This is a genomic window from Paracoccus sp. (in: a-proteobacteria), assembly GCF_047605025.1.
GTDB lineage: Bacteria > Pseudomonadota > Alphaproteobacteria > Rhodobacterales > Rhodobacteraceae > Paracoccus.
Genome location: NZ_JASGGO010000002.1, coordinates 139470 through 157088 on the forward strand (window position 1 = coordinate 139470; position 17619 = coordinate 157088).

Annotated in this window: 12 protein-coding genes and 5 pseudogenes; 3 read left to right on the top strand and 14 right to left on the bottom strand. The window is 66.3% G+C overall.

The genetic code is table 11. The annotated features are described in order from the left end of the window. The first annotated feature begins 148 nt into the window (after positions 1-148). Positions 149-2374 carry a TonB-dependent siderophore receptor gene (locus QM682_RS02510; protein WP_415126768.1) on the top strand — a complete coding sequence of 742 codons (2226 nt, stop codon included), beginning with the start codon at positions 149-151 and terminating at the stop codon, positions 2372-2374. A 123-nt stretch (positions 2375-2497) separates the two neighbouring features. On the opposite strand, the gene QM682_RS02515 is transcribed toward QM682_RS02510, so the two are convergent. The 10 genes and pseudogenes from QM682_RS02515 to QM682_RS02560 all read right to left on the bottom strand — a co-directional run bounded on the left by QM682_RS02515 (position 2498) and on the right by QM682_RS02560 (position 10578). Then, the gene (locus QM682_RS02515; RefSeq protein WP_415126770.1) at positions 2498-2848 is read right to left on the bottom strand and encodes a RidA family protein; all 351 of its coding nucleotides are present in this window, start codon (positions 2846-2848) and stop codon (positions 2498-2500) included. Further along, positions 2784-4560: pseudogene (locus tag QM682_RS02520) on the bottom strand (dipeptide ABC transporter ATP-binding protein). Before QM682_RS02520 ends, QM682_RS02515 begins: the two are co-directional and overlap by 65 nt. Positions 4561-4584: 24 nt before the next feature. Then, a pseudogene (locus QM682_RS02525) lies at positions 4585-5286 on the bottom strand (ABC transporter permease); the annotation flags it as partial. Beyond that, a pseudogene (locus tag QM682_RS02530) lies at positions 5283-6233 on the bottom strand (ABC transporter permease). The pseudogenes QM682_RS02525 and QM682_RS02530, both read right to left, overlap by 4 nt. A 6-nt stretch (positions 6234-6239) precedes the next feature. Continuing rightward, complete coding sequence (locus tag QM682_RS02535) at positions 6240-7544, bottom strand: ABC transporter substrate-binding protein (RefSeq protein WP_415126772.1); 1305 nt, start codon at positions 7542-7544, stop codon at positions 6240-6242. A gap of 18 nt (positions 7545-7562) precedes the next feature. Beyond that, complete coding sequence (locus tag QM682_RS02540; protein ID WP_415126774.1) at positions 7563-7745, bottom strand: hypothetical protein; 183 nt, start codon at positions 7743-7745, stop codon at positions 7563-7565. Between the two features lie 57 nt (positions 7746-7802). Next, a pseudogene (locus tag QM682_RS02545) lies at positions 7803-8469 on the bottom strand (MlrC C-terminal domain-containing protein). Further along, positions 8373-9208: pseudogene (locus QM682_RS02550) on the bottom strand (M81 family metallopeptidase). The pseudogenes QM682_RS02545 and QM682_RS02550 overlap by 97 nt, the downstream one beginning before the upstream one ends. Before the next feature lie 120 nt (positions 9209-9328). Continuing rightward, the gene (locus tag QM682_RS02555) at positions 9329-10162 is read right to left on the bottom strand and encodes a hypothetical protein (RefSeq protein WP_415126885.1); all 834 of its coding nucleotides are present in this window, start codon (positions 10160-10162) and stop codon (positions 9329-9331) included. Next, entirely contained in the window at positions 10108-10578 is a 471-nt protein-coding gene (locus tag QM682_RS02560; RefSeq protein WP_415126776.1) for an alanine racemase, read from the bottom strand. Before QM682_RS02560 ends, QM682_RS02555 begins: the two co-directional genes overlap by 55 nt. Positions 10579-10867: 289 nt before the next feature. Here QM682_RS02560 and QM682_RS02565 point away from each other — a divergent pair, with 289 nt between their 5' ends. Then, on the top strand, positions 10868-11635 hold the full coding sequence (locus tag QM682_RS02565) for a MurR/RpiR family transcriptional regulator (protein ID WP_415126778.1): 768 nt from the start codon (positions 10868-10870) through the stop codon (positions 11633-11635). Between the two features lie 19 nt (positions 11636-11654). On the opposite strand, the gene QM682_RS02570 is transcribed toward QM682_RS02565, so the two are convergent. The 4 genes from QM682_RS02570 to QM682_RS02585 all read right to left on the bottom strand — a co-directional run bounded on the left by QM682_RS02570 (position 11655) and on the right by QM682_RS02585 (position 16309). Beyond that, complete coding sequence (locus tag QM682_RS02570; protein ID WP_415126780.1) at positions 11655-14165, bottom strand: TonB-dependent siderophore receptor; 2511 nt, start codon at positions 14163-14165, stop codon at positions 11655-11657. Positions 14166-14276: 111 nt separating this feature from the next. Further along, on the bottom strand, positions 14277-15227 hold the full coding sequence (locus QM682_RS02575; RefSeq protein WP_415126782.1) for a FecR domain-containing protein: 951 nt from the start codon (positions 15225-15227) through the stop codon (positions 14277-14279). A 1-nt stretch (position 15228) separates the two neighbouring features. Beyond that, positions 15229-15735 (bottom strand): sigma-70 family RNA polymerase sigma factor, encoded by a 507-nt coding sequence (locus QM682_RS02580; RefSeq protein WP_415126784.1) that lies wholly within the window; start codon positions 15733-15735, stop codon positions 15229-15231. A 169-nt stretch (positions 15736-15904) separates the two neighbouring features. After that, positions 15905-16309 carry a hypothetical protein gene (locus QM682_RS02585; protein WP_415126786.1) on the bottom strand — a complete coding sequence of 135 codons (405 nt, stop codon included), beginning with the start codon at positions 16307-16309 and terminating at the stop codon, positions 15905-15907. On the opposite strand from QM682_RS02585, the gene QM682_RS02590 reads away from it, so the two are divergent. After that, entirely contained in the window at positions 16293-17468 is a 1176-nt protein-coding gene (locus tag QM682_RS02590; protein ID WP_415126788.1) for an AI-2E family transporter, read from the top strand. The two genes, QM682_RS02585 and QM682_RS02590, sit on opposite strands and share 17 nt — an antisense overlap. Positions 17469-17619 lie beyond the last annotated feature (151 nt).

A 17619-nucleotide genomic window follows, 5' to 3' on the forward strand; every position in this document is an offset into this window, starting at 1 on the left:
GTTGCATTTCCGCAATAAACCTGAAGAATCCCGGCCGCTGAAAAGACTGCGGGCATACGGTGGCGGCCATATTGGTTAATATTTTCGCACGGCAGCATCGCTCTTCCAGCCAGCTACCCCTTTTGGACATTCATTTGGGGATCAAGACATGACTGCTTTGCCAAACCAGACCTTGCTGCAAGGCGCGCTGACGGGCTTCGCGCTGATGGCCACCTCGGGTGGGGCCTTGGCCCAGGTCGCGGAAAGCCCGCCTGGCGCCGTGGTGCTGGATACCGTGACCATACAATCCTCGACGGAGCCGGCGGCGGAAACCGAATATGTCGCCCCGACCTCGATCAATCGCAGCAATGCCGCGCCGATCGACACGCCCCAAACCATCGCCGCCGTCACCGCCGCGCAGATCGCCGAGCAAGACATCCGCTCGGACCTGGATCTTCTAAGCGGGTTGCCCGGCGTCGACGCCACCCTGCGCGAAGGCTTCCTGACCGTGCGCGGCTATTGGGCCGACAGGTCGATCAACGGCATTCCGGTCGGGAATTTCGTCGGCCGCAACGGCGCCGATCTCAGCCCCTTCGAGCAGGTCGAGGTGCTGAAAGGACCGGCGGCGCTTTTCACCGGCAATGGCGGCTTCGGCGGGGTGGTCAATTACAGCTTCAAGCGGCCGCTGGACCGCGAGCATCTGCACGTCACGACCGGCCTCAGCGATCCCGGCGCGGGGCGGCTGACGGTGGATTACAACGCCGCGCCCATGCTGGACGGCAGGCTGCGGGCGAGGGTCGTCGGCTCGTATGACCACCACAAGTCGAACCGCTATCCCGAGGAATACCGCCGCAGTTCGCTGTTCGGGACGCTGGAATACGACCTGACGGACCGGACCATGCTGCGGATGGGTGCCTGGCGGCAGCGCAATAACGAGGTGCGCGATTTCCGCGAGGGGCTGCCCACCTATTCCGATGGCGGCCTGATCGACTTCGATCCCGACACCACCGCCACCCAGGACTGGAGCCTGTTCAGGTTCCGCTCGGACTGGGTGACGGCGGATCTTGAGCATCGGTTCAACGACCGCTGGCACGGCAAGCTAAGCTATATGAACGGCGAAAGCTTCCACCCCTCGCGCCGCAGCGGCCCCTGGACATGCAGCGGTCCCCTGGCGGTCCACGATTATATCAACACCGGCATCGACCGCGACGATCCCGATGGCCGGCAATGCCACACCCTGTCCACCTGGAACGACTGGAACCAATACGAAATCTTCGATGCCACGCTGAACGGCGCGGTGGATGCGTTCGGCCGCAGCCACGATCTGGTCTTCGGCGTGACCCAACAGCGAAGCTGGTTCCGCCGCCAATTCGGCGCCGCAGATGCTTCGGACGAATTCCTGGTCGATATCTTCGACCCGCATCACCACGTGATCGACCGCCCCGATTTCTTCGTCACCCGGCCCTTCGGCAAAAAGGGCGCGGCCACGAACGAATATCAGGCATTCGCCAAGATCGACATCCGCGCGATGGACAAGCTGACCTTCCCGGTCGCCGCCCGCTGGTCCTGGCTGCGCACAAGCGAGGGGGACTGGACGGCCAAGGGCGAATTCACGCCCTCGCTGGCGGCGGTCTATGAGGTCAGCGACGATTTGACCGTCTATGCGCAATATGCGCGGATGTTCTCGGCCAATACCTGGGACCGTGCCTGGCGGCCGGAATGGGCCGAGGGCAGTTCCCACGCGCTTGAGGATGGTGTCCTGCTGCCGAACGTCACCGGCACCCAGCGCGAAATCGGCGTCAAGGCCGCGCTTTTCGGCGGCGGCGCGCTGGCCACGGCCTCGCTGTTCGAGATCAAAGAGGCCAACCGCGCCCGCGAGGATACCGATGCCGGGCATGTCGCCAACGACGGCTCCCGCTTCAGCATCGCCACGGGCGAGACCCGCAGCCGTGGGCTTGAGCTAAGCCTGACCGGCGAAATCCGCCCCGGCTGGAACCTTGCCGCAAACTACTCCTATATCGACGCGAAATATACCCGCGACGATTTCGTGCAGGGAACCGAGATCGGAACGCCGCGCCATTCGGGCAACATCTGGAGCAGCTACAAGTTCCAGTCCGGGCGCCTCGACGGGCTAAGCCTGGGCGCGGGCATCCGGTTCAGCGGCCCCTTCAAGGGCTATTCCACCGATCAGCGCGACACCAACCGCGTCAAGGCGCCGGGTTACGGGATCGTCAACGCACGCATGGCCTATCAGATCGGCGCCGGCACGACCGCATCGCTGAATGTCGATAACCTGTTCGACAAGGCTTATTACACCGAGATCGATTATGTCGGCGGCGGCAATTATTACGGCGAGACCCGGCGGGTCAGCTTCAACCTGCAATCACGGTTCTAAGGCCCCCTCGTGGCAAGGGCGGCATCGCTGCCGCCCGACCGCCCCCCCCGAGAGATCGCAAGCCTTGCCCGCAAGAGGCTGAGGCATGGACCCCGGCCGCCCGCGCCGCGCATCTTTCGCCGCTTAGGCCGGCTTGCGATAGGCGATGCAATCCACCTCGACCTTGCAATCCACGACCATCGCGGATTGCACGCAGGCCCGCGCCGGGGGATGGTCGGCGAAACAGCTTTCGAACACGTCGTTGAAGCTCCAGAAATCGCGGGCATCGTCCAGCCAGACGCCGACGCGCATGATGTCCTGGGGGCCGTAGCCCACATCCGTCACGATCTTCGGCATGTTCTCGATGGCGATGCGGGATTGCTTGACGATGCCCTGGCCCACGCCGGCCGTTTGATTGTCATCATCTTTCTCATTCCTCAATCTGGACCAGATGGCCCGGCGGGACTTCGCGATAGCGCCGCCGGGGCGGCACATAGTCAAGCGACCGGATCGGGCTGCGCGGCTCTTGCGCGGGGGGGGGTCATGCCGCGCCGGATCCGGGATCGGCGCCGCCGAAACCAGCCGCCGCGTATAGGGATGCCGCGGATCGTCGAAGATGCGCACCCGCGGGCCTATCTCGGCGATCTCGCCGAAATACATGACCGCGACGCGGTGGCTGATGCGCTGGACCACGGACATGTCGTGGCTGATGAACAGATAGGCCGGCCCGTATTGCGCCTTAAGATCCATCATCAGGTTCGCCACCTGCGCCTTGACCGAAACGTCCAGCGCCGAGACCGCCTCATCCGCGACGATGAAGCGCGGCTGCAAGGCCAAAGTGCGGGCAATCGAGATGCGCTGCCGCTGCCCGCCCGAGAATTCATGCGGATAGCGTTCGGCCATGTCGGCGGCCAGACCCACCTGCTCCAGCAGTTCCGCCACCCGCGCGCGGGCCTGGGGGCGGTTCATCAGCCCATGGGTCAGGTCGGCTCCATCACGGCGGAACCCACGGTGATGCGCGGATTGAGCGAGGCGAAGGGATCCTGAAAGATCATCTGGGCCGAGCGCCGCAGCGCGCGCATCTTGCCCGGCCTGGCGGTGGCGACGTTTTGTCCATCGACCAGGATCTCGCCCGCCGTCGGCGTGTTCAGCCGCATGATCGCGCGCCCGGTGGTGGACTTGCCGCAGCCGGATTCGCCCACCAGGGCCAGCGTCTCGCCGGGATACAGCTCGAAGGACACGTCCTCGACCGCATGGACGCGGCCATTCGGCAGGTCGAACCGGATCGACAGATTCGAGACCCGCACCACCGGCTTGTCGCTGGGCGGCGGCGGCGCGGTCTCGGTCCCCTCGCTGGCAAGCCCGGTCGCCGGATCGACCTGGGGAAAGCGGCGCGGCATCAATGCGCCGCCCATGGTCCCCAGCCGGGGGATCGAGGCCAGAAGCGCCCGCGTATAGGGCTTCGTCGGCCGGGCGAAGATCGCGGCGGTATCCCCGGTTTCCACCATGTCGCCTCGGAACATCACCACGGTGCGGTCCGCGACCTCGGCCACAACGCCCATGTCATGGGTGATGAACAGCACACCCATGTCGCTTTCCGCCCGCAATTCGCGGATCAGGGACAGGATCTCGGCCTGGATGGTCACATCCAGCGCCGTGGTAGGCTCGTCCGCGATCAAAAGCTTGGGCCGGCAGGCCAGCGCCATGGCGATCATCACCCGCTGACGCATCCCGCCCGAGAACTTGTGCGGATATTCGTGCAGGCGGATCTTGGCCGCGGGGATGCGGACGCGCTCCATCAGGCGCGGCGCCTCGGCCTCTTTCCAGGACGTGGAGCAGGGCAGGACCAGCGCCTCGGCCAATTGGTTGCCGATGGTGAAGACCGGGTTCAGCGAGGTCATCGGCTCCTGGAGGATCATGCCGATGCTGCCGCCGCGCACGGAGCGCATCTGGGCTTCGGGCAGGGTCAGCAGGTCGCGCCCTTCCAGCAGGATGCGCCCCGTGGACCGCGACCTGTCGCGCGACAAAAGCCGCATCGCCGAAAGCGCGGTGACGGATTGGTCCGAGCCGGATTCGCCCACCACCGCCACGGTTTCCCCGGCATGGATGCCGAAGGTGATGCCCCGCACCACGTCCTTCCAGCCCTGCGAGGCGCGGAAGGATGTGGTCAGGCCGGGGAATATCATCAGCCAGGGCGCGTTGTTCATGAACTCGCGCCCCGAAGCCAGCATCGTCCCCCAGGTCGGCATATCGGCCGAGACGCCGACGCCCAGGAACGACAGGCTGGCCTCGGCCAGCATCGCCGAGGCGAAGACGAAGGTGGCCTGAACCAGGATCGGCGAAGCGAGGTTCAGCAGCAGGTGCCGCGACAGCACCTTCCAGGTGGGCAGGCCCAGCGTGATCGCGGCCTCGATGTAAGGCATCTCGCGCAGCACCAGGGTCGAGCCGCGCACGATCCGCGCCAGCCGAGGCGCATAGGTGATCCCCAGCGCGATGATGACGGTGGGCAGCGACGGCCCCAGCGCGGCCACCAGCGCGATGGCCAGCAGGATGTCGGGAAAGGACATCATCGCGTCCAGAAGCCGCGAGATCGGCCCGTCCAGGCGCACAAAGAACCCGGCCGCGATGCCCAGGATCACCCCCAGCACGGTGGACAGCGCCACCACCCCCAGGCTGACCATCAGCGAAACGCGGCCCGCATAGATCGCGCGGGACAGGATGTCGCGCCCGAATTCGTCGATGCCGAACAGATGCGCGCCGGACGGGGCTTGCAGCTTGTTCACGATGGAAAGCTTGTTCGGCGCATAGGGCGCCAGCACCGACGCGAGGATCGCGGCCAGCACCACGGCGATCAGGATCAGCGCCCCCAGCATGGCCGCGCGGTTGCGCAGCAGGGGGCGGACGGAAATCAGCAGGTTGCGGATGGAGGTCATAGGCGCGCCCTTGGATCGACGGCGATGTAAAGCATGTCCACCACGAAATTGATCAGCACATAGATCGCGGCCACGACCAGCAGCGTGCCCTGGATCACCGGATAGTCGCGCCGCAGCACGGCCGAGACGGCCAGATTGCCGATACCCGGCAGGCCGAACACGGTTTCCGTGACCACCGCGCCCGCGACCAGCATCGCAACCGAAAGGCCGATGACGGTGATGATCGGGACCAGCGCGTTCTTCAACGCGTGCTTCAGCACCACGCGCCGCTCGCTCGCGCCCTTGGCGCGGGCGGTGCGCACATAGTCGTCGCCCAGCACGTCCAGCATCGCCGCGCGGATAAAGCGCGTGATCAGCGCCTAGTTCACCACCCCCAGCGCCACCGCCGGCAGGATCAGGTGCCGCAACCGCACCAGAAAGGCGCTGTCCGGCCCGCCATAGCCCGAGGCCGGAAACCAGCCCATGCCCACGGCAAAGACCTGGATCAGGATCAGCCCCAGCCAAAAGCTGGGGATGCTGGCCGCGATCATGGTCAGCGTCACCACCGCCTGATCGAACAACGTGCCGCGCCTGACCGCCGAGACGATGCCCACCGGCAGCGCGATGGCCGAGGCGATCAGGATCGAGAAGAGCGTCAGAAAAAAGGTCGGCTCGGCCCGCGCCAGCAGCGCCTGCCCGACCGACTGGCCCAGAAAGATCGACTGGCCCAGATCCCCGCGCAGCAGGCCCAGCATGAACTGCCCGTATTGCACGATCAGCGGCGCATCCAGCCTCATCTGACGGCGAAGCCGGGCCACGTCCTCAGGCTTGGCATCCGAGCCAAGCATGACGGCGGCGGGATCGCCCGGCGTGACCCGGACGATGACGAAAACCACGGTGGCGGCGATGGCCAGCACGACGATCATGCCCCCTAGCCGTCGCAGCAAGGCGCGAATGGTCCGGTTCATCAGCCATTACTCCTTGGGGGTGACGTTCCAGAAATGCGGCCAATAGGTCGGATCATAGCCCTTGATCCCGCCCGACACGCCGCTCAGCCCGTTGAAATTGCCGACCTTGAACAGGGGCGCATCCTCATAGATCACGGTCTGGATGCCTTCCCAGGCCGCCAGCTTCTCATCGTCCGAGGCGGCGGCCATATAGGCCGCGACGGCCTTGGCCTTGGCCTCCGAGGCATACCAGCCGGGATAGGTATCGGTGATCGTGTTGATCGTGGTCGGATCGCCGGGAAAGTTCGAATGCGTGATGAAGATGCCCCATTGCGCCGGATCGGCGCGGCGGGTGGTCAGGGTCGCCCAATCGACCACATCCAGCGCCACCTTGAAGCCCGCGGCTTCCAGATAAGCCTTGGCGACCTCGCCCATCTTGTAGTGGAATTCGTATTGGCGGCTGGTCAGGATGCGCAGGGGCGTGCCGTCATAGCCAGCGTCGGAAAGCGGCCTCGCCGCCGCCTCGGGATCGCCCTCGCCACAGCGGGTCACGCCCGCCTCGCTATGCCAGAAAAAGCCCTCGGGAAAGATCGCGCCGTCCACCCCGAAGAAGCGGTCATCCGAGAAGGCCGCCAGCAGCATGTCCGAGGGGTTCAGCGCAAGCTGCACCGCATGGCGCAGGTCCTTGCTGGTCAGGAGGCCCTGCTTCATGTTCATGTTCAGCGATGCCCAGCCCTGGTTCTGGAAGATCACCGGCTTCGCGGCGCCGCTGGCCTCGATGCGCTCATACGCGCTGACCGGCAGCGAATCGGCAAAGTCGAACTGGCCCGCGATCAGCCCCTCGACGCGGGTATTGGCGTCGGGCACGGGGATGAAGCGGATTTCGTCGGCGATGGCCTCGCGCTTGCCCGCGTAATTGCTGATCCCGCCCTCGGGCGGGACATAGGCGTCGAAGCGGACAAGCTGCGTATATTGGTCGGGCTTGCGCTCCTTCAGCTTGTAAGGCCCGGTGCCGACGAAGCTGGCCAACTGCTCAGCCACGGTTTCGGAGGGGATGATGATCGCCGCCTGCGAGATGGTGGCGATCAGCGGCGCATAGCGCGATTTCAGCTTGATGGCGACGGCATGATCGCCATCGGCCTTGATGCTGGCGACCACCTCGGCGACCTGCTTGCCCTTCGAATTGACCTGCATCCAGCGCGTGAGCGAGGCGACGACATCGCCGGCATCCAGCGCCGAGCCGTCATGAAAGGTCACGCCTTCGCGCAGCGGGATGCGCCAGGTCAGACCGTCCCCCGAGACATCGGGCATCGCCGAGGCCAGCAGCGGCACGGATTTCCATTGCGCGTCCTAGGTGTAAAGCGTGTCGAAGATGTGCTGATCAATGGTCAGCACGATATCGGTGGGCGTCTGCATCGCGTCCAGGGTCGGCGGCTCGCCGATGGTGGCGACGGTCAGCACGCCCCCCGCCAGCGCCATGCCGGTCGGCAAGGGCAGCGCGGCATGGGCAGAAGTCAGGGCAAGTTTCGGCATGGTATTTCTTTCCTGTTGAGCGCAACCCGTTTTCGGGTCTTGCGGGGATGAAAAGCGTCAAGTCTTTGTATCGAGACCCAGCGGATCGGCGACGCGCGGCCAAAGTTGCAGGCTGGCCTTGCGATAGGGGGTTTCGGCGGGATTGGTGGGATAAGAGGTCGGCGCGGCAACATAGACGATCTCCGAGGTGATCGGCGCGAAACCGGCGTGGAAATGGTTGGTGGACTTGACCAGAAGCCAGTCCTTGGCGGCGAAATCTATGCCCAGATTGGTGAAGATGTCGGGCTGATAGGTCTGCGTCCGGCTGGTGATCAGGATGATGTCGGCGCGGGTGCCCAAAGGCCGGACCACCGCCGCGCGGCCCAGGGTCACGCGGCTGTTGCGAAAGCCCTGCCAGCCCTCGTCCAGGACGCGCATCACGGTCACGCACAGGTCCAAAGGCTCGCCGCCCATGCCGCTGGACTTGCCGCCGATGCGCAGTTGCCGTTCGGCCCCCGCGCCCGCCGCGTGGCAAAAGTCGACCGCGACAGGATCCCAGATCGTCCATGCCCCGCTCCAGCATCCGGCGCAGGATATGGGTCGCGTCCCCCGCCACCCCGCCGCCGGGATTGTCCCAGACATCGGTGATCACCACCGGCCACGCGGGGTCCGCCGCCCGCAGCGCCAGCGCGCGGTCAAGCCCGCTTTCGGTGCCGAGCATCGGCATCGCGGTGTCGCGGCGCATGACATAAAGCTCGTGGCCCAGGCGGCGGGCCAGCGCCTCGCACCTGCCCTGCCGCCATCGGTGACGGTGACGATCCGCGTGCCCATGTCCGGCACATCGCCCGCCATGAAACCGTGGATGACGGAAATCGACAGCACGCCGCCCTGCCCCTCAAGCGCCTTCAGCCGATCCACGAAGCCGCGCATCGGCTCGCGGCTGGTCGGATAGATGGTGATCATCCGGCAGTCGAAGGTGGAAATCACCGGCCGGATCTCGCCGCGCAGGGTGCGCAGGGCCAGGTCCACGACATGCTCGCCGCGCTCTTCGAAGTCGGTATGCGGGAATTCCAGGAAGGCGGCCATCAGGTCCAGGTTCGCCACGCGCTTGGCGGTCAGATGGCTATGCGGATCGAATTCGGCGGCGACCAGCACATCGGGGCCGTCGATGGCGCGCAGCCGGGCCAGCAGATCGCCCTCGGGTCGTCATAGCCCTGTGCCACCATCGCGCCATGCAGGCCCAGCACCACGCCATCGACGGGCAGCGCGGCACGCAACTCTCCCAGGGTCTGGTCGCGCAGGATCTCATAGGTCTGGCGCTGGATCAGGCCCGCGGGCTCGGCCCAGCACAATGTGCCCTCGATCACGGTGAACCCCTCGGCCTGGCCGCGGCGGCGCAGGATCGGCACCACCGAAGAGTATAGCGTCGGCGTGTCGGGATGCGCACCGGGACCGGCATAGAAGGCGGCGCGGAACGACTGCATGTCGGTCGGCACCGGAGAGAAGGTGTTCGTCTCGATCGCGAGCGAGGCCGTGAAAATCCGCGTGCGCCCCTCACCCGACCCAGGCGGCAGGGACACAGGAGCAGCGGAGGAATGGCGAGGTCATGGACGATTCCGTAACTTAGTTTCATATATCGTGAAAATCCGATGCCGCCTGGTTTCGTGGCGCACCAGGGCGCGCGCGGGTTTATCCACCGCGAATTCATGGCGAGACGGCAAGGGGGTGGTCGCCCCGGCGCACGGCGGGTGAAAATATGCGCGGCGAAAAGGGGGCGGATTTTCATCCGCCCCCTTTCCCATTTCTGCTGCTTTCCTGGGCGCCCTGCCCGACCAGACGGTGCCCCGCGCATCGACCGTCTCAACCCGCGTTACCCTGCCGTCGCGATGAAAGACGATTCGGTCGAACAGATTGCTGACAACGCAGGTATGGTTGGGCACGATCCGCACCTGCGCGCCGACCGGCGGGAAATCCGCGCCGATCTCGACCACGGCATGTTCCTCGGACAGGCCGACGATGCGCGCATCCTCGTGCCCTTCGATGCAGCCGTGATCCGAAAAGCCCAACAGATCCGAGGTCAGCGCCTTCGATCCCGCGTCCAGCACCGCCCGGCCCGGCACCGGACGCGAAACCACGGTGGCCAGCACATGCATCGCCATGTCATCGGGGGCGCAATAGCCGGCGCGTTCCATGCTGCGGTCGTTATAGACATAGGTTCCCGAACGGTGCTCGGTCGCCAGCGAAACTTCATGCGCCTTGAACAGGTCCGGCGAACCGCCGTTCGGGCGGATGGGGCAGGCGATGCCGCGCTGATCGAGAAGCCGCATGGTCTCGGCCCTGAACGCCTCGACCTTGGCGGCGGCGCCGACCGGCGGATAGGTCATCAGCCCCATGAAGGCCAGCCCCGGCGCGGCATGGATCGCCTGGGCAAGGGCCAGCGCATCGGCCGGGGACTGGACGCCGCATCGCCTGGCGCCGGTGTCGCATCGACCAGCACGCGCAAGGGCCGCGCGGCGTCGAAGCTGGCCGCCAGCCCCTGGACCACGGCGGCATTGTCGGCGGTCATGGTCAGCGTCTGGACCCGCTCATGCAGCGCCCGCAACCGCCCCAGCTTCTCGGGGCCCATGATATTGTAGGTGATCAGGATGTCGCCGATACCCCCATCGGCGAAGACCTCGGCCTCGGCGATCTTCTGGCAATTGATCCCGACGGCACCCGCCGCGATCTGCCGGCGGGCCAGGGCGACGATCTTGTGGGTCTTGATATGGGGCCGGAACGCCTTGCCGTGCCGGTCGAAATAGGCTTGCGCCCGCGCGATGTTCCGCGCCAGCCGATCCTCGTCGATGATGGGCATGGGCGTCGGGACCCGCGAAAGCGGCCTGCCCGGTTCGGGCCAGGGATAGGATATGTGCGTCTCCAGGATATGCAGGGAATTTGCGTTACTGAATTTCACAAACAGGCAAAAAATCCACTTCCTTTACATAAAACATCGACCATGCCCCGGATGATCGCAGTTTAATTCCTGAAAATCCGCTGCCGAGGAAGCCGATGGATCTTTACCACATCCTTGCCGACAGGGACGGACGCCTCTCGGGTCATGACCGGACGCTGGCCGGGCTGGCGCTGGAGGACGTGGGCTAGTCGTGCATTCCTCGATCGGCGATCTGGCGGCGAAGGCGGGCGTCTCTCCGCCCACGGTGACGCGGTTCTGCCGCCGGGTGGGCTGTTCGGGCTTTTCCGATTTCAAGATGCAGCTTGCCGGCATGAACCATGTGGGCCTGCGCTACCTGCGCCCCGAGACACCCACATCGATCCCCGCCGAGGTGGCCGAGGACATCGTGACCAAGGCCCAGAACGCGCTGTTTCATGTTCACCAGCAGCTTGACATCGCGGCGCTGCAACGCGCGGCCGAGGTGCTGCGGGCGGCGGATTTCGTGCTGGCCTTCGGCTCGGGCGGGAATTCCTCGATGATCTCGAACGAATTGCACAACCGGCTTTTCCGGCTGGGCTGCCGCATCCACAGCTCGAACGACCACGCCATGGACCTGATGCTGTCGGCCACCGCGACCGAAGGGACGGTCGCGATCATCTCGTCGATGACCGGGCGCAACCCCGATCTGGTGCGCTGCCTTGAACTGATGCGCCGTCAGAACGTGCCGACCATCGCCCTGACGCAAAGCGCCTCGCCCGTGGCGCTGGCGGCGGATATCGCCATCGCCATCGACCTGCCCGAGGGGCGCAACATCTATCGCCCGACCTCGACCCGCTACGCCTTCCTGGCGGTCGTGGACATCCTGGCGAACCTTGTGGCCTATGCCGACCGGCAGCGCGCCCTGGACGTGCTGCGGCGGATCAAGGAGGAACTGGTGCGCAGCCGAGACGGGGATGACAGGCAGTTGCTGGGCGACTAGGCGCCGCCCAGCGGCAGGATCAGAACTGCCCGCGCAGGGTCAGGGTGGCGTTTCGCGGCTCGCCATACCAGTTGCCGCCGCTGGGGGTGCCGATGGTGGCATAATAGTTCCGGTCAAAGACGTTGTTCACGTTCAGCGCCAGGTTCCAGCGGTCATCGATGCGATAGTTCACATGCGCGTCCCAGACCGCATAGCCGCCCTGCCGGATCGCAAAGGCGGGCTGGCTCCAGCCATCATCCGTCCAGACCCAATAGGTGCCGGAATTGGCGTGCTTGCTTTTCACCGTCACGCCGCCGCCGACGGTCCATTTCGACAGATCGCCCGGCAGGTTGTAATCCGTCCACAGCTTGAAGATATGCCTTGGCGTCAACTCGCTATAGACCGCATCCTCTTTTTCGTTCTTGTTGCGGTTCCAGGTATAGCCGGCAAAGATCTGCCAGCCCGGCGCGACCTCGCCCGACGCCTCGATCTCGAAGCCCTCGCTGACGATCTTTCCCAAAGGCAGATAGAAGGCGCTGTTCGCGCCATAGCGCAGGTCCTGCACCGCCTCGCCCTTGCGCTCGATGTGATAAAGCGCGGCCGAGATGTTCAGCGCCCCGTCCAGCACCGCGCCCTTGGCCCCAAGCTCGAAATTGCGTCCGGTGATCGGGTCAAGCTGGGTCGGGTTCTCGGGCGGGCCGGCATAGCGGTTGCCCTGCGGGGTATAGATCTCGGTCAGGCTGGCATAGGCGGTCCAATCCGGCGTCAGATCATAGGTGACGGCGGCATAGGGCGTGAAGATGCCGGTTTCCTTCCAGTGATAGCTGGTGTCGCGCAGGGTGACGCTGCCATCGTCGCCGTAAAGCTCATAGACATCGCGATGCTTGTAATTGCCGTAGCGGCCGCCGACGATGACATGGGCGCGGTCGCTGACCGCCATGTCCAGCCGGGCATAGACGCCCTGCTGCTTGGCGCCCCAGGCGGGCCAGCCGTGATCCCGTCGCACGAAGGTCGGCGCTGGCAGGTCCACGCCGGGGAAATCGCCGATGCCAAGCGCGCCATCCGGGAAGGCGGTGGTGTAGAGGTTGCGGATCTGCTTGCCTTCGCTCATCCGCCAATCGGTGCCGGCGGTCAGCTTGTAATCCACGCCCCAGGCGCGGAAGCGGCCGCTGACGCTCAGGTCCATGCCCTTGGAATGGTTGCCGTCATCCTCGGAGAAGGCGCCAGGCGCGCCGAACAGCCCCGTCGCCGGATCGACCGGCCCGCCGACATTCAGCTTCAGATAGTCGAAATCGTATTTCTGCTTCATGGCGCTGAACTTCAGCGACCAGTCGTCGCTGAACTTGTGCTCGGCGGTGAAGAACGTCTCGCGGATGGTGGTGTCGCGCTTGGCCCAGTCCTGGTTCAGCGCCACGTCGCGCGGCAGGCCCAGCTGGCGGCTGTCGGTGAATGTCGGCAGGCCCGATTGCCAATGCGCGCCGTATTGATGCTGATAGCTGACCCCGCCGCTGATCGTGGTCGAGGGCGTCAGGTCGTATTCCAGGATGCCGTAAAGGACCTGCTTTTCCTCATCCGCCGGCTTGTAGAAGTAATCCCGGTCCTGCCAGACCCCCACCACCCGGCCGCGCAGCCGGCCGTCCAGGGCGATCGGGCCGCCGATATCGGCCTCGACGCGGCGGTTGTTCCAACTGCCATAGGCCAGCGACACCGACGAGCGCACCTGATCCGTCGGGCGCTTGCGGGCCAGATTGATGGTGCCGCCCGGCTCTCCGGCGGCCGAGAACAGGCCCTCGGCGCCGCGCAGAACCTCGACCCGATCATAGATCGCCAGGTCGAAATCCGGCCGGAAGGTCGAGGTATAGGCGGTGCCCAGATTGTCGATCTGGTAATTGTCGATCACGAACCCGCGCGAGCGGAATTCGGGATTGCCCATGCCGTCGGTCGTGGCGACGATGCCCGGCGCCTTGGCCATGGCCTGGCTCATCATGGTCAGGTTCTGGTCCTTGATGGCCTGGTCGGTCAGCACGGTGACCGATTGCGGCACCTCGCGCAGCGAATCCGCGCCGCGCGCGATGCTGGCCGATCCGGTGGCGTAGGAACCGCTGCCCTCGGTCGTGGCGCTTCCGCCATACAGGGTCACCGTGTCCAGCACCACGCCGTCCTCGGGGATCGCGGCAGTGCCGCCTTGCGTGGACGGGCCGACCAGCACATAGCTGCCCGCGCCCGCCGCTTGTAACCGATAGCCGCTGCCCGCCAGCAGCACGGCGAAGCCCTGCTCGACCGTGTAGCTGCCCCTGATCCCCGCGCTTTGCCGCCCGGCTAGGTCCGAGGGCCGATAGACCAGTTGCACCCCCGAGGCGGCGGCATAGCGCGCCAGCACATCGCTGAGCCGGCCCGGCCCGATGGCATAGTCGCGCGACTGGGCCAGCGCCGGCGCGGCGATGACGGTGCCGATGGCGGTGCCCAGCATCAGGGCGGGTAGAACGGCAAGGCCGGTCGAAAGGGCAATGGCGCGGGCGGCGGCCGCCGGGGCGCGGGTGGTCGGGTTCATGCGGCGTGTTCCTTGGGCTGAAGGGACGGCGGCGGGCTGGGGATCTGGCTGGCGACCTTTCCCCTTCACCGCATGAGCGGCGCAAAGTGATCACCCCGCGCGCAAAGAATTTCAGCCGCGCCGCGCGACCACGACCCACCAGGGCGTGCGGCGCAGGATCCGCACCGGCAGCGTGCGCGCCAGCAGGTCCAGCCCGCTATCCGTATCCGCCAGGGAAATCGCGCCCGAGACGCGGATCCCCGCCACCTCGGGATCGCAGCGCAGGACGCCATGGCGATAGCGCGCCAGTTCCGCGATCACCTCGCCCAGGGGCATGTCCTGCGCCAGCAGCATCCCCTGCGTCCAGACCGCCGCGCTGTCATCGACCGCCGCCGGGGGCAGGATGCCATCGGCCATGAAATCCGCTTGCGCGCCCGCCCGCAGCACCTGAGCCGGGGCGTTGCGGGGCCGGATCTCGACCGCATCGCGAAAGACGGCGACGCGCACCCGGTCCTGCATCTGGCGCACGCTGAAGCGGGTGCCCAGGGCGCGCACCTCTCCGGCCCCGGCCTGGACCAGAAGCGGGCGATACAGCGGCGCGGGATCCGCGCCCGAGGTCAGCAGCAATTCACCCTGAAGCAGATGGATGCGACGCTCCAGGGGGGTGAACGCGATATCGGCGGTGCTGTCGGTGTTCAGCACCAGTTCCGAGCGGTCGGGCAGGGTCACGGTCTTGCGCTGCCCCACCGCCGTCGCCAGATCGGCGCGCCATTTCCGCCAGGGCTGCCCCCAGGCCAGCCCGCCCGCCGCGGCCAGGCCAAGCCCGCCCAGCATCCCCAGCGCCCGACGCCGGTCCGGCGACGGCTCGGCCTGGGTCAGCACCTGCCGGGCAAGCCCGCGCGGCAGGCGGTCGAACAGTTGAAGCGCCGCCTCGGCCCGCTCCCATGCGGCGGCATGCTCGGGTCCCTGCGCCAGCCAGCGCCGGAACGCGGCGCGCTCGGCCTCGTCGGGCGTGTCATAGCGCAGGACCAGCGCCCAGTCGGCGGCTTGCCGCAGCAGGTCGTCGGCCTGGGGCTGCGGCATCCTAGGCCAGCTCCATCGCGGCCAGCAGCGCCTTGCGGATATGGCGCCGCACGGTGATCACCGGCACCTGCACCCGGTCCGAGATCTGTTGCAGCGTCAGCCCGTCCAGTTGCGCCAGCAGGAACACGTCGCGGGTCATAGCGGGCAGGCGCGCCAGCATCGCGTCGATCCGGGTCAGGGTCTCGACGACGATCAGCCGCTCTTCGGCCGAGGGCACCTGGCAAGCGGGCAGATGGGCCAGCATGTCCAGATAGGCGCGCTCGACCCGCTTTCGCCGCCAGTGATCGACCAGAAGCCCCTTGGCGATATGGGTCAGCAGCGCGCGCGGACGCGGCCCCAGCCGCGACGGTCTTCGATGCGAGGCCAGCAGCCGCAGGAAAGTGTCCTGCGCCAGGTCCGCCGCATCGCCGCCATCGGCCAGCCTGCCGCGCAGCCAGCCCTGCAACCAGCCGTGATGGGCGGCGTAAAGCGCATGCAATTCGCCTTTCGGATCTCCCGTGACCGGCACTCTGCCCCCGACCGTTCTTGCCGGCCGTCCGCCGGTGCGTATTTCTTTACTAAATCAGGCGGATATTTCCCATGTTCCCGGCAAGACGGGCGCGATTGTGTCTGGTTCGTGTCGATTTAATGCCACAATCGCCCAATACGAGAAAACCAGCCCCATGCACCCGGATCGGTCAAGGCATGGGCACAAACGGTTGAAACAGCCCGCATTCCGGGATGAGGGTGGCTTTCATCCGCGCCAGGACCGCCATCATGCCCGCTGCGGGCCAGATCCACGCCTTCTTGCCCGGCCCCTGGCCAATCGCCGGATCATCGCGCCTGATGCGCCGGGACCGGATGCTTGCGGGGATCGGCATGGTCCGCACCGGCATGACCGAGTCGGCCATGCGCCCACACCTTGCCAGGCGCCCGCCGCCTTCCCAGGCCATAGCCGCCCCGCTCATCGGCAACGGCGCGATCCTGGCCGCCGCGCGCCGGCCATGCGGGCGCTTGCGGCAATAGCGACTTGCGGCCAGCGCCATATTGCGTTGTGGTATTGCCAGCACATCCTGGACGAGGAAGATGACCCAGACCGACACGACCGCCCAGACCTCCGGCGCATCGACGGCAAGGCGGCAGGTCCAGGCCACCGGCCTGCGGCCGCACCGCCAGCCCCTGCTGACCAACATTTCGGCGGCGCGCTGGCTGCTTCTGGCGATCGTGGTGGCCTCGATCTATTTCTTTCACGGCTTCATCGTCCCCGTGCTGGCGGCGACGGTGATCGGGCTGGCAAGCTGGCCTCTGCGCAATCGCGGCGTCCATCAGCTTGGCCTGGGCCGCACGCTGACCGCGACGGCGATGGTGCTGCTGCTGGTCTGCTTTCTGGTCGTGCCCATCGCCATGGCCCTGGTCTATGCCTTCCGCGAGCTTCGGGACTGGATCAGTTGGGCGATTCTGGTCAATGCGGCGGGCGCGCCCACGCCGCACTGGATGCTGGACCTGCCCCAGCTCGGCCCCTGGCTGGACGAGCAATGGCGCAACTATATCGGCCATCCCGGCGGCATTTCAGAAATCGTCCAGGCGATTTCGGGCTCGAATATCGGGACCATCTATCGCGGCGCGGTGACGGCGGGGTCGCTGACCTTCCATCTGGCGCTGACACTGCTGTTCATGCTGATCACGCTGTTCGTGCTGTATCGCGACGGCGACCGGCTGGTGGGGCAACTGGACCGGGTCGGCGCGGGCATCCTGCCCGACCGCTGGGACCGGCTGTCGCGGGTGGTGCCCGCCACGATCAGCGCGACCGTGACCGGCATGACGCTGATCGCCATCGGCGAGGGCGTGATCCTAGGCACGGCCTATTGGATCGCGGGCGTGCCCTCGCCCGTGACCTTCGGCGTGATCACCGGCTTCATGGCGCTGATCCCCGGCGGCGCGCCGCTTTGCTTCACGCTGGTCTCGATCTACCTGGTCGCCAGCGGCACGCCCTTCGCGGGCCTGGGCCTTTTCCTTTGGGGCGCGGTCGAACTGTTCGTCGTGGACAAGACCATCCGGCCGTTGCTGGTCGGCGGGCCGGTCAAGCTGCCGTTCCTGCCGACCTTCTTCGGCCTGATCGGGGGGGTCAAGACCATGGGAATCGTCGGCCTTTTCGTGGGGCCGGTTCTGATGGCGCTTCTGGTCTCGATCTGGCGCGAATGGCAGCGCGAGATTTCCGAGGACGAGCTGCGCCGCGCCCGCTCTGGCCCGGACCAGCCGTGATCCTGTCATGAGAGCCTCGATTTTGCCTAAGTTTACAGCAATAAATGCCGTTTTCTGGCAATCCTCCGTCGTATTCCGTCAATGGCGTCGGCGGCCCCTGCCGCCGCGCCGGGCAATATTCCCTGCGGCGAAACGGGCTGCTACCCAGAGA